This is a genomic window from Streptomyces sp. NPDC002564, from assembly GCF_042889645.1.
Taxonomy (GTDB): domain Bacteria; phylum Actinomycetota; class Actinomycetes; order Streptomycetales; family Streptomycetaceae; genus Streptomyces.
The window spans coordinates 1-14616 of the sequence record NZ_JBIARE010000011.1; the positions used below are offsets into that span (position 1 = coordinate 1).

The following is a 14616-nucleotide window of genomic DNA, read 5'->3' on the forward strand; positions in this document are numbered from 1 at the left end:
ACAAACCAACAACCCAACAACCCCACCCACGCTCAACCGACCCCCTCAAAACAAACTCGGATATCCCTCAAGCACCCCACCCACCCACCAACCAACAACGCGCCCCACACCAGCCTCCACCAGCACAAACGCCCAGAACGAGACAGCGGGAGAACGGACCACAAAAGACCTTGGAACAAGTGCACTGGACGGCAGGAGAAGCACGGAGCACCACCAAAGAAGGCGCCGAGGTCGGCCCAGGGACACCAAGACGTGAGAACCGTCAGGGAATGCAAAGGCCCCAGAGACCAAAGGCCCGGGACGCCGCAAGGCCGACAGTCATCGGTGGAAGACGACCGCAATCCCGCGATACCGGGACGGGCTGAGATTCCGGAAGGCCAAACAACGTGCGTACGCGGGGCCGCCCTTGGGCCGGAAAGACCACGGCACCGCGGGGCCGACAGCTCCGAACTACGGAAGCTCCTAGCCCCTGAGCACCGGAAGGACCGGAACGGCAGGAACCCAAGACGACGGATGGCGGACGGCGGACGGCGGAAGAGCTCCAAGCTAGGCAGCCCAGAAGGCCAGGCACACGCGGGAATCGGCACCAGTCGCAAAGGCGGGCGGACGGGCGGACGGGCAGACGGGCAGACGAGCGGACGCACAAGAGGACAGGCGCGCAGACAGACCCACAGACGGAGGGGCGAACAGCGATCCAGAAACAGGCACCGCACCTGCAGGCCGCCCGCACGGCCCCCACAAACCCTGAACTCAGCTCTCCACCCCTACCCCGCTCCACCCACCACTCGCCACCTCCCCGCCAAGCGGCCATCACCCTCCCCGCCCAGCCAAACAGCACGAGCACGGGCTGGACAAAGGGGCTCCATGGACGGGGTGGGCTCCGGCCGGATCGCCCTCGGCGAACTCCGTCGCGCTGCAGGGGACGATCCGACCGGCTGATCCACCTCCCGGTGACTGGGGACGAGAGCCCCTGTTACCTCGACGCCGCTCGGACCAGGTCGGCCAAGAGTGCTGCGAAGAGGTGCGGTCGGCTGAAGTATCCGACGTGTGACGCGGCCAAAGTGCGGACGTCGAACGGGTTCTCCGGGGTCAGTTCGTCCGCCTTGCGGATCATGTAGTCCTGGACGGCCGGGGGGATGCTCAAATCTTCGGTGAGGCGTACAAAGGTGTGCGGGACCGCACCCCACGGCGCAGCCCGGGCCACCGCGCCCTCCTCCAGCACCGCGTAGTTCTCGTCCGGGTCCATGGAGTCGAGCAGCATCCGGAACTGGTGGTCGGTGGAGTCGGCCATGACGGCGGCCCTGAGCTGCGCGAACAGTACGGGGTCGGCGTGCGCGGCGCGCCAGTTCAGCCGTACCACCCCCTGGTTTGCGGTGTCCGGCACGGTGATGCGTGCCGCTGCGGCGTCCAGCACGTTGTCGTCGAGGACGTCCCACTTCTCGGTGACCATCGCCGGGTCGCTGAGGCAGACCGCGGAAAGGTAGACGACGCGGTCGAGGAGTTCCGGCACGGCGTTCGCGACGGCGGTGACGGTCAGGCCGCCGAAGCTGTTGCCCGCCAGGACCAGGGCCCCGACGGAGCGAGCCGGTGCAGGACGTCCAGCACGTGACGGACGTTGTCCTGCAACGTGATGCCTCGCATCGGGGAGGGGGCGGCGGCCAGTTCCGCCAGGTCCTGCGGCTGCTGGTAGTAGGCGGCCGGGTGGTTGGCGCGGTCGCCGTGCCCGGGCAGGTCCACGGCGTACGAACGGTGCCCGTGGAGGGCCAGCTCGTTCTGCAACGGCCCCCAGGCGCGGGCGTTGCTGGACCCGCCAGGAACGAAAACGAAGGTGGGGCGTGCGCTGGTGTGCATGAAGGAATCCTCGTCATCCGGAGACGAACGGTGAACAGTGCACGGATGACCAGGTGCCGACGGAACGCTCGGGTCAGCACCGAGTCGGGGACTCCGAACGGATGCGCAGGGACTGCCAGTTGATGAGCACCGAATGCATGATGGAGACCATAGGCCCCGCCTGGCACCCGCGCGACCGCATTGCCGATCATCCCTGTGCAGTCGTGTTGCTACCGGTCCTCGAACATACGGAAGGACTGGGGTCCCGGCCGGGTGGTCTTCCGGCTGAGCGCGCATGAACACCGAACCTCTTGGTAGCTCGGGGAGCGACCCCGTCCGAGCGGTTCCAGGAGGTCATGTTGTCGTATGTAAACGCGCTCGAGTCCACCGAGTTCAACTCGCCGCTCGTTTTGTGCGATTGTCTTACTCGCCGGTTCGGGAGCGCCGCTGATCATCCCGGCCGGGTCCGGGCTTACGAGACGGACCTGACCGACGTCCAGTGGCAGGAGATCCGGCCGCTGCTGCCGGTTCCTGCCTGACTGGAGGGGCGAGGCGGGGCGGGCGGAGCGCTACTGCCACCGGGTCATGCTGGGCGCCGTGTTCTACGTGGTCGACGTCGGAATCAAGTGGCGAGCGATGCCGGCCGACTTCCCGCCCCGGGACCGGGTCGATGCCTTCTTCCGCCGCTGGCGGGAGCACGGCCTGATCGGCGAGTTCCACGACCGGCTGGGCGGGAAGGTCCGTCAGGCGGCGGGCCGGGATCAGCAACCCAGCGCGGCCGTCATCGACTCGCAGTCGGTGAAGGCCGACGCGGTGGTCGGTGCCGGCAGTCGGGGCTACGACGGCGGCAAGAGATCAACGGCAGGCGCCGGCACCTGATCTGCGACACCCTCGGACTGCTGCTGACGATCTACGTGAGCGCGGGAGACGTCACCGACCGCCAGGCGGCCACCGACATGCTGCCCGACCTGCCCGACCTGGCCGACCGCTTCCCCACCATCACGAATGTATGGGCCGACGGCGGCTACACCGCGGCACCCTCATCACCTGGGCCCTGGCCGTCCTGCACCTGGCCGTCACGGTGATCAAGCGCACCGACGACATCACCGGCTTCGTGGTCCTGCCCCGGCGGTGGTACGTGGAACGGTCTTTCGCGTGGCTGCTTCGCTCACGCCGTCTCGTCCGTGACTACGAGCGCCGGCCTGACAGCAGCGATGCTCATGATCCGGTGGTCGATGACGATGCCCATGATCCGCCGCCTCGCAGGCCCGCGGCAGGCGTGAACCGCCCCGACGGCTCCCTGACCAGCCAGCCCCGGTCCACCAGCCGCCTCGCCCTCGACCGCACGCCCTCCACCCTCGTCTTCACCGCGATATCCACCCCGAGCCTGGACGCCAACTCTTTGCAGGCCAAGCCCTTTTCGGCAGAGTTCAGCACCGTGACGATCCGCTGATACTCCGTAGGCAGCACCGACGCGTCGTGCCCTTCCCGGCACGACGCCACCAGCGACCTCACGTCCGCCGCCTCCCGCAGCACCTCGACCCTCTGGGAAGCGACTCGTTCACGCTCTTCCAGCAACCCGATCACCGACGGCGTCCCGCACCTCCACGCCCGCACCGCCACAACGTGTCCTGCCTGCCACGGCAACCAGCGGACTATGCCGAACCAGCGGTAACACGGCGATCAAGAACGGAAAGACAACAGCCTCCCCCGCCCCCAGCCCCCGCACGCAGGTCCCGCACCCCACCACGGACCCCCACCGCCCCCACCACAAGCGGCGTCACCGCACCCCCAACTCCCCCACCAAGAAGCGGAATCCAAGGAACGCGAAAAATCCGGCACCCTTAGGGGAGACGGAACCGGCCCGTCCATGCTTAAATAAAACCGCGCGTTCGGTATGAAACAGGGGTCGGGCACCATCCCCGCCCCCCACCCACGCCCCCGCGCGCCCACCGGACGGTGGCCGGAACGGAACCCCCCGGCTTCCGGCCACCGCACCGGTCGGCGCGCGGGGTCCATCCCGCACCTGCCTGTAGAGGTGACCCACCCTCCAGGACCCGCACCGCGCCAAACGGAACACGCCACACCCCACCCCCGCATATGCCGGACTTCACCCACCCCTGGAGATCAAACCGTCAAGTTGGTTTTATACGTCGACCGCAACCCCGCCCCCGGACGGAAGACACCCATGAACCAACAGCCCCGCGCCACCCGTACCCGCACCCATCTCCTCGACTCCGCCGCACGCCTCTTCGAGCAGCACGGCTACACCAACACCAGCCTCGACGACATAGCCACCGGCGCCGGCGTCAGCCGCGGGGCCCTCCACTTCCACTTCCCCAACAAAGCCGCCCTGGCGACCGCCATCGACCAAGCGGCGACCCAAGCCCTCCACCACACCACCCGCCAACTCAACCCCGACCCCGCCGCCCCCGCCCTCCAAAACCTCATCGACCTCACTCACCACCTCATCCGCCTCCTCCACACCAACACCACCGTCCGCGCCGCCTTCCGGCTCACCACCGACACTCCCACCCCCCACGCACCCACAGGTGCGGCCACAGGCGCAGACGCCACCACCACCCCCAAAGCCAACACCGCAGCCCCCGACGCCCCCGCAACCACCGCAGCCCCCACCACTCCCGCCCCGACCCCCGCTCCCGGCTCCCACACCCTCCAGCACCACTGGCACACCACCATCCACCACCACGTCACCCAAGCCAGCCAAGACCGCACCCTCCCCCCACACATCAACCCCCACGCCCTCACCACCACCCTCATTGCCACCACCACCGGACTGGAGATACTCGCCCGCACCAACCCTCAATGGACCACCCCCACCCCCCTCACCCACCTCTGGCAACTCCTCACCCCCACCGCCTGAACAGCCGACGCCGCGGCGGCCATTGACCACGACGGCGCCAGGGCCCACTCCCCCTGAAGTTCCAAGACCTCAAAATCCACCCCCAGTTATCGAACGCGCACGCTAAGCTGCCGAGGTCCTCACGCCCCGGCAGGAGCGACACCAGCTCGGCGGCACACGCCGCCTCAGACAGGCTCCAGCCAAGGAGAGTGCGCAGCATGACGCAGGGCCAGGGTTCGCTCGCCGGGAAAGTCGCCCTCATCACCGGAGCGAGCAGCGGGATCGGCGCGGCCGCGGCCCACGTGTTCGCGCGCGAAGGCGCCCGGGTCGTACTCGTTTCCCGGCGCGAGGACCGCCTCCAGCTCCTGGTGAAGGAATTGCGCGCCGAAGGGGCCGAGGCCACCTATTGCACGGCGGACGTACAGGTCGCCGACGACATGCGTCGCGCCGTCTCCCACGCGGTGGACACGTACGGACGCCTCGACGCGGCGTTCAACAACGCGGGCGCCGCCGTGGAGAAGACCCCTCTGCACCTCATGGGTGACGACACCTACGACCTGATCATGGACACCAACGTCCGCGGGGTCTGGAACAGCCTGCGTCCCGAGATCGCCGCCATGCTCTCGACCGGCGGCGGATCCATCGTGAACACGAGCAGCGTCGCCGGGCTCGTCGCCACTTCCGTCGCCGCGCCCTATATCGCCGCCAAGCACGCCGTCGTCGGCCTCACCAAGGTCGCCGCCGTCGAGTACGCGCCGCATCACATTCGCGTCAACGCCATCGCACCCGGCCTGGCCCGCTCGGAGATGACCGAGGACTGGTTCGCCCGCTTCCCCGCCCAGGAGGCCAAGAGCAAGGCTTCCTCCCCGCAGAACCGTATGGCCGAGCCCAGCGAGATCGCCGAGGCGGCCGCCTGGCTCTGCAGTGACCACGCCTCCTTCGTCACCGGTGCCACCGTCCCCGTCGACGGCGGAGCCACGACCTGGTAGACGGGCCGGCGGGCGCGCTGGCAAGCAGGCGTGCGAGCAGTCCGGACAGGCAGGCGTGAAGCCAGCCTCTCCCGGGTGCGCCCGTCGCTGTCGTCCAGGCCGAGCAGGAGGCCATAGGCCGTGAGGGCATATGCGGCCTGGTACGCGGCGAGAAACGTCGGCGCGTGTCCGAGTTCACGGGCGAAGAGGCCGGTGAACTCCGTCGCGTGGCAGGCAGCATGCGGTCCGTACATGTCCCAGATGGCCGCGGCGCGGCTACGGCAGCCAAGATGCAAGCCCACGCAAGCAAGCCCTCGCAAGACGTCGTGTAGCACGTCGCCGTCCCGGAGGCCCCGCAATTCACGCTCGAAGGGCCAGTGCGCGGAGTCGACCCGCGCGAGGGCTCCGGGCAGCTCACGCTCGTACGTCACCAGGGCGCCCTCGCGGTCTTCCACGTCCACGTCGATGATCTCCGGCGTGGAGAAGCTGCAGCGGGTGTCCGGGTCCCGCGCGATGTCCGCGTACACCTGGCGGGTGAGATCGATGTTCGGCGACTGCCGGACCCTCCACACCTTGGCGACCAGGCCTTCACCCAGCCCGTAGTCGACACCCTCCACCTCTTCGCCCACACGCCGGGCACCCGCATGCCCGCGGTCGACGAAACGGTCGAGCCACGGGTCGGAAGATCGGAGGAAGGGGCCTTCGAACTCATCCCGCCCTCAATCTCGTTCACATCACTGAACTACGGCAGACTCCCTGAACAGCACTCCCCCACCACCACAGACCCGCACAACACCACGCGCCACAGAAGCGGCACCCTCAACCCGGCGCCGCACCCCACCAATCGCCACGATCGACCACGCCCCGCGCCACAACTAGGCAGTTCAGAGCCATCTCTGAGCAGACGCATCGCCTGCGCCCGCACCGCGCAGACCGCGCCCCCGCCCGCCGCCAACCCGTCGGCCGCACAAGGGGGTTCAACACCCCCGCGAGCAAGCCCGCGTTCCTCCCTATGTAATAGGAAACCTTACTGTCAGTCTTGACGGCGTCGAAAAAGAACCCTAGCTTTCCCGCCAGCCCCACCTCTTCTCAACGCGGCACAACCCGCACCACTTTCACCACCCACACCACCCACACCATCCACGCCACCCTCACGGCCTCACCACCCGCACCCCCTGAACACGCGCCACCGCACTTCCCCACAGAGCGACGCGAACACAGGAGGCACCTCTCATGGCCATGGCCCACGCGCAACGCCACCCCCGTCCGCGGCATCCCTGGATCGCCCTGACCGCCGCCGCGGCGCTCACGGCAGGATCGATGCTCGTCCTCGCCCCGCAGTCCAGCGCCGGCGCGAGCGTCAGAGAGGGCGCGAACCAAGACGTCGACGTCGAGAAGAGCCCCGGCGCGGTCCGCGCCCCCGCCGGGTCGCCCGTCGCCGTGAACGGACAGCTGGAGCTCTGCGCCACCCGGTTGTGCAACGCCCAGGGCAAGGCCGTTCAGCTCAAGGGCATGAGCACGCACGGCACCCAGTGGTACGAGCAGTGCCTCACGAACGGTTCCCTGGACGCCCTCGCGCGGGACTGGCAGGCCGATGTGCTGCGCGTGTCGACCTATGTCCAGGAGGACGGCTATGAGACCGACCCCGCGAAGTTCACCCGCATCGCGCAGCGCGTGATCGACCAGGCCGTCGCACGCGGCATGTACGCGATCATCGACTGGCACATGCTCTCGCCCGGCGACCCCAACGAGAACACCCAGCTGGCCAAGCGGTTCTTCACCGAAATGGCCAAGAAGTACGCGAACCAGCCGAACGTCTTCTACGAGATAGCCAACGAGCCCAGCGGCGTCGAGTGGTCCGAGATCAAGTCGTACGCGGAAGAGATCATCCCCGTCATCCGGCGGTACGACCCCGACGGCATCGTCCTCGTCGGCACCCGCGCCTGGTCCTCGCTCGGTGTCTCCGAGGGGTCGGACGAGAGCGAGGTCGTCGACGACCCGGTCGACGCCGACAACATCATGTACACCTTCCACTTCTACGCCGCCGACCACGACGACGCATACCTCCGCACGCTGTCGCGGGCGGCCGACGAGATCCCCATGTTCGTCACCGAGTTCGGGACTCAGAAGGCTTCGGGTGACGGCGGCAACAACTTCACGATGTCCCAGAAGTACATCGACCTCATGAAGCAGAAGAACATCTCCTGGACCAACTGGAACTACTCCGACGACTCGCGGTCGGGAGCGGTCTTCAAGCCGGGCACCTGTGACGGTGACAAGTGGACCGGCACCGGCGTCCTGAAGCCGGCCGGTGTGTGGATCCGGGAGCGCATCAAGGCGTGACCCGGTCGCCCGGCCTCAGGCCTGAGGGCGGCGCATGTCGGGCCGTCGCCGGGGCGGGCGAAAGATGGGGTGCGCTCCGGGCTGCGCACCCGACGACAGCGGAAGCACATGCGGGGCCGGGCCTTTCACAGGCCCGGCCCCGCGTCGTTCCGTACCCGTGCGCGCCCACCCGCACCTGCCGACGGGCCCGTGCGGGCGCCGGCAGGATCGTGCGGGCTCAAGGGACGTCCGTCAGACGAGACCGCCCCGGCCGGTCGGCCCGAAGCCCGGGCCGCCGGGCTGCTCGTGAGAGCGGTAGTGCGTGCCGACCTGGTCGTGATAGGCCGAGTCCCCCAGGTGCTTGTTCTTGTCGAACTCCGGCGCGTCCTTGATCTGTTCCTTGGTCCGCGCGACCTGGATCGTCTTCGCCTCGGGGTCGATGCCCGTGATGGTTCCCGCCGGCAGCAGGACCTCCTTGCCGAAGATCCACACGCCGGTGTCGACGACGATGTACTGCGAGCCGACGTCGTTGGAGTGCTTGTCGACCTTGCCGATCTGCCCGTCCGTCGCCTCGACCTTGTAGCCCGTCAGGTCGACGTCAGGGGTGTGCCCCGACGAGGTGGGATAGCTCCAGATGTTCTCGGTCATGGTGAACGCCTCCATGCGCTGGTGGTTCCCGGTCAGGCGGTGCAGGGCTGCACCGTGCGTCCGTACCAGCGACACCCCCCGACTGTCCGAGGACGCCGTCCGCAAACAACGAATTCGCGCACGGCTCGACTTCGCCTCCTCTCGGGCATGCCTTCGGCCATGATCCGCCCGGGTGGACCGCAAGTCCCCGGCTTCGCACTGGCGTCCCAGGAGTGAATATGCCACCGCGCACCACGCAAGGTGACGGATCAGTGACAAGCTGTTGACGTGGGGAAGGGCGGCCATCAATGCCCAGGGGGAGGCACAAACATGCAACAGACCGTCGAGGAGTCGGCCCCGGGGCCCTTACCCGGGCAGGACACCGGTGCCCAGGGGCGCGTGCCGCGCCATGTCGCGTGCGTCATGGACGGGAACGGCCGGTGGGCCGAGTCCCGTTCCCTGCCGCGCACTTCGGGACACAGCGCCGCCGAGGCCACCGTGATCGACGTCATCGAGGCGGCCCGGTCCTCCGGAGTCCAATGGCTGAGCCTGTACGCGTTCTCCACGGAGAACTGGGGGCGGCCGAGCAACGAAGTAGATTTTCTGATGCAGTTGGTGCGTCGCGTCGTGCGCAAGCACGCCCTGTTCCTGCACGCGCGCGGCATCCGGTGCCGCTTCCTCGGCGTGACCGACTCACGTATCCCCCGCGATCTGGGCCGCGACTTCGACGACCTCATGACGCTGACCGCCGAGAACCGTGGCATGACCCTCACCGTCGCCTTCGACCATGGCGGGCGCAGGGACATCGTGGAGGCCACCCGCTCGCTCCTGCGCAGCGGAACCCACGCCGACGCCGTCACCGAAGAGGTCTTCGCCGCCCACCTCCCCTACCCGGACACACCCGACGTGGACCTGGTGATCCGCACGTCCGGGGAGCAGCGGATCTCGAACTTCATGCTCTGGCAGGTCGCGTACGCGGAGTGGGTCTTCCCGCCGGTGCTGTGGCCCGACTTCCGCGCCTCCCACTTCCTTGAGTGCCTGTACGCCTACCGGCACCGCGAACGTCGCTTCGGCGGCGTGCAGCCGAACGAGAACGGAGCCTCGCGACCGTGACCATCCCGGACCCGGCCCACCCTGTCGACACCGGCCTCGGCACAGCCGACCCCGAATCCGAGCCCACCTTCATGCCCGGCCCCGGCCCCGGCCTCGGCGACCAGCCCGGCGCTGAGCCTCCCTCGCGGTTCCGTACGTTCTTCAATGACCCCCGGTGGGCGCTCGCCATGGTCCGGGCGACGGTGCTGGAAGCGGCGCACCCCACCATCGGGGCGGCCCTCATCGACAACTCCACGTTCGTCGCCCACCCTTGGCGACGCCTGCGGAACACCTTCCTGAGCATGCAGCGCATGGCCGCGGTCGACGAGGCCGTACGCGACCGGGAAGCGGCGCGGCTCAACCGGATGCACGCTCGGCTGACGGGAACGGATCCCAAGAACCGTCCTTACGACGCGATGGACCCCGGTGCGCGCGCCTGGGTGGTGGCGACACTCTTCGAGAGTTCGGTCACCATGTGCCGGATGAGCGGCCAGCCCCTGGAGCAGGACTTCATGGAGGGCCTGTACGCCGAGTTCCGCGCGATGCTCGCCTCGATGGGCGACGAACCCGGGCATCTGCCCGACACGCTTCCCGAGTTCTGGCAGTACTACGACAGAGTGGTCGCCGAGGAGCTGGAGAACACGGAGGCGATGCGCATCATCCTGTACCGGCTGTTCGACCACCTCCCCGCTCCTCCCCTGCTCAGCGGACTGCCCACCCTGTGGGCCACCGGTCGCGCCGTCGCCGGCCCCGCCTTCGGGGCGATCGCCGTGGCGTCGCTCCCCGAGCCGTTCCGTCGTCGGGCGGGGCTCCCCGAGATGCCCGGCGCGCACACGCTGATGCAAGGCGCGTATGTGGCCATCGGGCTGACCCGCTTCCTGCCCGAGAGCTGGATCCGGCCGGAGAACATCATCGACGTCCTGTCGATGGCTCCCGACAGCGACGACCCGCGCGCCAGGACCATGGCGGCCCTGCAGGCCCGGATGAAGCGGGCAGGCGCGCTGCTCAGGCTCATCACCCCGGTTCCCGCCCAGCCGGAACCCGCCGGCCGCGCGACGTCGGCGACCGCTTCGGCGCGCCGGCAAGAAGCGGAGGAATTCTTCCGGCAGGTCCTGGACCAGACCGGGAACGGCTCCCTGGACTGGCCCGACCTCGCGGCGATGGCGCGCGAGCTCGCAAGCCGCCTGGACCTGGACGAGGCCGAGGAGACCCGGCTGTACAACGCCTTCGCCGACTGGTGGCGGGAACTGCAGACGGCCCTGGACGCCGACGGCGACGGCAGCATCAGCGCGCAGGAGTACGCGGATGCCGCGCCGACGCTGGCCGGGCCCGCGCTGATCAGGGTCGCCGAAGTGCTCTTCGACGTCACCGACAGGAACGGTGATCAGTGCATCGATGCCGGGGAGTACCGGACGCTGTTCCGTACGGCGTTCCACCGCGACTCGACAGGTCCCGCCGGAACGACGTACACGCGCAGTGCTTTCGTGAAGGAGTTCCTGGCCTTCATGTCCGGTCGTCGGCGCACCACCCCGTTCGATCCGCTGCTCGCCGAGGCATGACGCGCCCGCGCCGTACTGGGCCGCTGTCGGTGGGCGCGGCTCGCGGTGGCCCTCGGCGTGGTCGGGTCGGCCGGGGCGCGGGGTTCGCTCCCCCGTAAGCCCGCCTGCTCCCTGTAAGCCCGTGGGACCCGTCGCGGTGCGACGGGTCCCACGGGGGCGGAGCGGTGGAGGGAATCAGTGCCCGTGCTGCTCCTCCGGTGCGCGGTGCGGGAGCAGGCGCAGGATCGGCAGGCAGAGCACGGTGACCGCGAGGACCACGATCAGGGCGACGGTCATGGCGTGGGCCGGGGCGCCCGCGTGGAAGTAGACCGTCGTGACGAGTGCCGAGCCGATGCCGTTGGCCAGTTGCTGGATCGCGGTGAGCGAGCCGGACGCGCTGCCCGCCTCCTCGGCGGTGACGTCGCCGAGGGCGAACTCGAAGACCGTGCCGAAGCAGCAGCCCATGCCGAGGCCGGTGAGGAACACCGCCGGGGCCAGCTCCCACAGCGAGAGCCCGGTGCCCTGCCCGACGACGAGTCCGAGCAGCCAGCCGCCGCCCGCGAGGGTGAGGAGCAGCCCGAGCGTGACCACGCCGCGGCCGAGCTTCTTCGTCAGGCCGCCCATGGTCGCGAACGCGGCGGCGATGATGCCGAGGGTCAGCGGGAGCAGTCCGAGCGCGGCGTCGGCGGGGGCGGCGCCCAGGCCCTGCTGCAGGAAGAGCGAGATCACGTAGATCAGGCCCGAGGTGGCCGCGAAGAAGAACAGGCCGAGGACGAGGGCCGAGGTGAAGCCCTTGTTCTTCAGCAGGGACGGCTTGATGAGGGGTTCGGCGGCCGTCCGCTGGCGGCGGGCGAACAGGACGAGGAAGACGAGACCGGCCGCGAGCGAGCCGACGGCCAGGGCGTTCCAGCCTTCGCTCGAGCCCTCGATCAGGCCCAGCATCAGGCCGAACATGGTCGCGGCGAGCAGCGCGGAACCGCGTCCGTCGACGGTGACCGAGCGGTCCCCCGTGTCCTGCGGCAGCAGCCGCGCGGCGGCGAGCGCGCCGACCGTGCCGAGGATCAGGTTGATCAGGAAGATCGGCCGCCACGACAGGTTCGCGATGTCGGCGTCGATGAGGAAGCCGGCGAGGATGGGGCCGCCCACCGAGGAGATGCCCAGCAGCGGTCCGAACAGGCCGAACGCCTTGCCGAGCTGCTCCCGGGAGAAGTTCCGCGTCATGATCGACATGCCCTGCGGGATCAGCAGCGCGCCGAAGGCGCCCTGGAGGACGCGGGCGACGACCAGCAGCGCCGGGTCGGGGGAGAGCCCGCAGACGGCGGAGGCGAGGGTGAAGCCCGTCATGCCGATGAGGAAGAGGCGGCGCTGGCCGTATTTGTCGCCGAGGCGGCCGCCGATGACCAGCAGCACGCCCATCGCGAGGGCGTAGGCGGAGCCGAGCCACTTGATCAGGGGCTCTCCCCCGCCGATGTCCGCGACGATCGTCGGCGCCGCGATGTTGGTGACCGTCGAGTCGATCATGTCGAGCGCGTCGGCCAGCAGGACGAGCGTGAGGATCACCCAGAACGCGGCCTTGGAGAGGGTGGCGGTCGGAGGTGAGCCGGGGCCTGAGGTGCCGGAGGAGCCGGCCTCCGTCCCGGGGGTGGTGGTCGTCGTGGACGTCATGACGGGCTCCTTCCGGTGAGTGCGCGGACCGCTCCGCGTGACGGCGTCGGGTGCCGACCGGATCCGATCGGCCACACTTTCGAGAAAACCATAGTGACTACGGAAATGCAATCACTAGGACTTCGGAGCGACTAGGGGAAGGTTCGGTATGCTGGACTCATGACTCAGACGAAGCCGGAGCCGGGGCGTCGCGAACGCAAGAAGGCGGCCACCCGTAAGGCGCTCTCCGACGCGGCCCTGCGGCTCTTCCTGGAGCGCGGGTACGACGACGTCAAGGTGGCCGAGATCGCGGCCGCCGCCGACACCGCGCTGACCACGCTCTTCGCGCATTTCCCCGACGGCAAGGAGGCGCTCGTCCTCGGGGACAGCGAGGAGCGTGAGGCCTCGCTCGCCGCTGCCGTGCGCGAGCGCGGGGAGGGCGTCTCGGTGCTGGACGCACTGCAGGGTTTCCTGGCCGGGCGCGGGATGTTCTCGGACGACCTCGACAACGAGTTCCGGCGCAGGCTCGACCTCGTGGTCACCACCCCGGCCCTGCGCCGCTACGCCCGCACCCTGTGGGTGAACTGCGAGCACGCCCTCGCGCAGGTCATCGCCGAGGAGACGGGCAAGGACGCGGACGACGTCGCCCTGCGCCTGCTGGCCCGCTACGTCCTGGAGCTCCCGGACCTCGTCGCCACCGACCCGGCGCCGCGCGATTCGCTCGCCGCCGCGTTCGCGCACTTCAAGGGGGGCTGGCCGGAGCTGGCGTGACGCCGGGCAGCACGGAGCGAGGGGAGCCGGCCGGCGGGCGGCGCCGTGGCCCCCACCGATCAGCTCCCCTCGCTCCTGCGGGACACCTCTCGTTCGCTCCCCCGGGACGCCCCTCGTTTCGCTCTCGCGGGACGCCCCTCGTTCCCGCCGGTCAGTTCTCCTCGGACTCGAAGGCGCGCAGCAGATCGGCGGCGACGCTCACGGCGATGGTCGCCGGTTCCTTGCCGGTGACCTCGGCGAGTCCGATCGGCGTCTTGATCCGGCCGATGGTGGCCTCGTCGTGGCCGCCCTCGGTGGCGAGACGGTGCCGGAACCGCACCCACTTGGCCGCCGACCCGATCAGACCGATGGACCCGAGCGCGGGGGTGCGCAGCGCCGCGTCGCACAGGGCGGCGTCCTCGGCGTGGTCGTGGGTCATGATCAGGACGTGGGTGCCGCGCGGCAGCTCCGCGAGCACCTCCTCGGGCAGCAGCAGCGTGTGGTGCACGTGCACCTGCCCCACCGCGTCCGCCAGAACGGCGAGCCGCTCCTCGGCGAGGATGTCGGAGCGGGTGTCGATCAGATGCAGATCGAGGTCCTGGCGCGCGAGGATCCGCGCCAGTTCCAGGCCGACGTGCCCCACCCCGAAGATCGCCACCGCCCGGACCACGGGCAGCGGTTCGAGCAGCACCGAGACCGTGCCGCCGCAGCACTGCACGCCGTGCTGATTGGTCACCTTGTCGTTGAGGGCGAAGTCCATGAGTTCCGGTTCCGGTTTGGACGCGGCGATCATCTCCCGGGCCCGGTCGATCGCGACGGCCTCGACGTTGCCGCCGCCGATCGACCCCCACGTCCCGCTCTGCCCCACGACGAGTTTCGCCCCGGCGTCGCGCGGGGCGTGACCCCGCACGGTCGCCACGGTCACGAGCACGCCGGGCTCCCGGCGTGCTCGCAGCCGCGCGACCGCGGACACCCAGGTCAT

Annotated in this window: 14 protein-coding genes; 9 read left to right on the forward strand and 5 right to left on the reverse strand. The window is 69.4% G+C overall.

What is annotated here, in order from left to right; genetic code table 11:
* Positions 1-973: 973 nt before the first annotated feature.
* A complete protein-coding gene (locus ACFYXE_RS30800; protein WP_389318199.1) occupies positions 974-1510 on the reverse strand; it encodes a hypothetical protein in 537 nt (178 codons plus the stop codon).
* A gap of 23 nt (positions 1511-1533) precedes the next feature.
* The gene (locus tag ACFYXE_RS30805) at positions 1534-1851 is read right to left on the reverse strand and encodes an alpha/beta fold hydrolase (RefSeq protein ID WP_389318201.1); all 318 of its coding nucleotides are present in this window, start codon (positions 1849-1851) and stop codon (positions 1534-1536) included.
* A 564-nt stretch (positions 1852-2415) separates the two neighbouring features.
* On the opposite strand from ACFYXE_RS30805, the gene ACFYXE_RS30810 reads away from it, so the two are divergent.
* The 6 genes from ACFYXE_RS30810 (at position 2416) to ACFYXE_RS30835 (ending at position 8004) form a co-directional block, all read left to right on the forward strand.
* Complete coding sequence (locus tag ACFYXE_RS30810) at positions 2416-2709, forward strand: transposase (RefSeq protein ID WP_389318203.1); 294 nt, start codon at positions 2416-2418, stop codon at positions 2707-2709.
* A gap of 23 nt (positions 2710-2732) precedes the next feature.
* Positions 2733-2915: a hypothetical protein gene (locus tag ACFYXE_RS30815; protein WP_389318581.1), complete on the forward strand. Its 183-nt coding sequence runs from the start codon at positions 2733-2735 to the stop codon at positions 2913-2915.
* Complete coding sequence (locus ACFYXE_RS30820; protein WP_389318205.1) at positions 2912-3283, forward strand: hypothetical protein; 372 nt, start codon at positions 2912-2914, stop codon at positions 3281-3283. Before ACFYXE_RS30815 ends, ACFYXE_RS30820 begins: the two co-directional genes overlap by 4 nt.
* A 735-nt stretch (positions 3284-4018) precedes the next feature.
* Complete coding sequence (locus ACFYXE_RS30825) at positions 4019-4714, forward strand: TetR family transcriptional regulator (protein ID WP_389318207.1); 696 nt, start codon at positions 4019-4021, stop codon at positions 4712-4714.
* A 197-nt stretch (positions 4715-4911) separates the two neighbouring features.
* Positions 4912-5682: a glucose 1-dehydrogenase gene (locus tag ACFYXE_RS30830; RefSeq protein ID WP_361181254.1), complete on the forward strand. Its 771-nt coding sequence runs from the start codon at positions 4912-4914 to the stop codon at positions 5680-5682.
* Between the two features lie 1212 nt (positions 5683-6894).
* Positions 6895-8004 carry a glycoside hydrolase family 5 protein gene (locus tag ACFYXE_RS30835; RefSeq protein ID WP_389318210.1) on the forward strand — a complete coding sequence of 370 codons (1110 nt, stop codon included), beginning with the start codon at positions 6895-6897 and terminating at the stop codon, positions 8002-8004.
* Between the two features lie 231 nt (positions 8005-8235).
* Here the strand turns inward: ACFYXE_RS30835 and ACFYXE_RS30840 are convergent, their stop codons facing one another.
* Positions 8236-8631 carry a PRC-barrel domain-containing protein gene (locus tag ACFYXE_RS30840; protein ID WP_389318583.1) on the reverse strand — a complete coding sequence of 132 codons (396 nt, stop codon included), beginning with the start codon at positions 8629-8631 and terminating at the stop codon, positions 8236-8238.
* Between the two features lie 309 nt (positions 8632-8940).
* Between ACFYXE_RS30840 and uppS the strand changes: the two genes are divergently transcribed.
* Positions 8941-9723 carry a polyprenyl diphosphate synthase gene (gene uppS, locus ACFYXE_RS30845; RefSeq protein WP_389318212.1) on the forward strand — a complete coding sequence of 261 codons (783 nt, stop codon included), beginning with the start codon at positions 8941-8943 and terminating at the stop codon, positions 9721-9723.
* Positions 9724-9794: 71 nt separating this feature from the next.
* Positions 9795-11261: an oxygenase MpaB family protein gene (locus ACFYXE_RS30850; RefSeq protein ID WP_389318585.1), complete on the forward strand. Its 1467-nt coding sequence runs from the start codon at positions 9795-9797 to the stop codon at positions 11259-11261.
* A 174-nt stretch (positions 11262-11435) separates the two neighbouring features.
* Here ACFYXE_RS30850 and ACFYXE_RS30855 read toward each other — a convergent pair whose 3' ends face one another.
* Positions 11436-12905, reverse strand: a complete 1470-nt coding sequence (locus ACFYXE_RS30855; protein ID WP_389318214.1) for an MFS transporter — start codon at positions 12903-12905, stop codon at positions 11436-11438.
* A 159-nt stretch (positions 12906-13064) separates the two neighbouring features.
* On the opposite strand from ACFYXE_RS30855, the gene ACFYXE_RS30860 reads away from it, so the two are divergent.
* Positions 13065-13655, forward strand: a complete 591-nt coding sequence (locus ACFYXE_RS30860; protein WP_361175535.1) for a TetR family transcriptional regulator — start codon at positions 13065-13067, stop codon at positions 13653-13655.
* Between the two features lie 151 nt (positions 13656-13806).
* Here the strand turns inward: ACFYXE_RS30860 and xdhC are convergent, their stop codons facing one another.
* Entirely contained in the window at positions 13807-14616 is an 810-nt protein-coding gene (gene xdhC / locus ACFYXE_RS30865; RefSeq protein WP_361175532.1) for a xanthine dehydrogenase accessory protein XdhC, read from the reverse strand.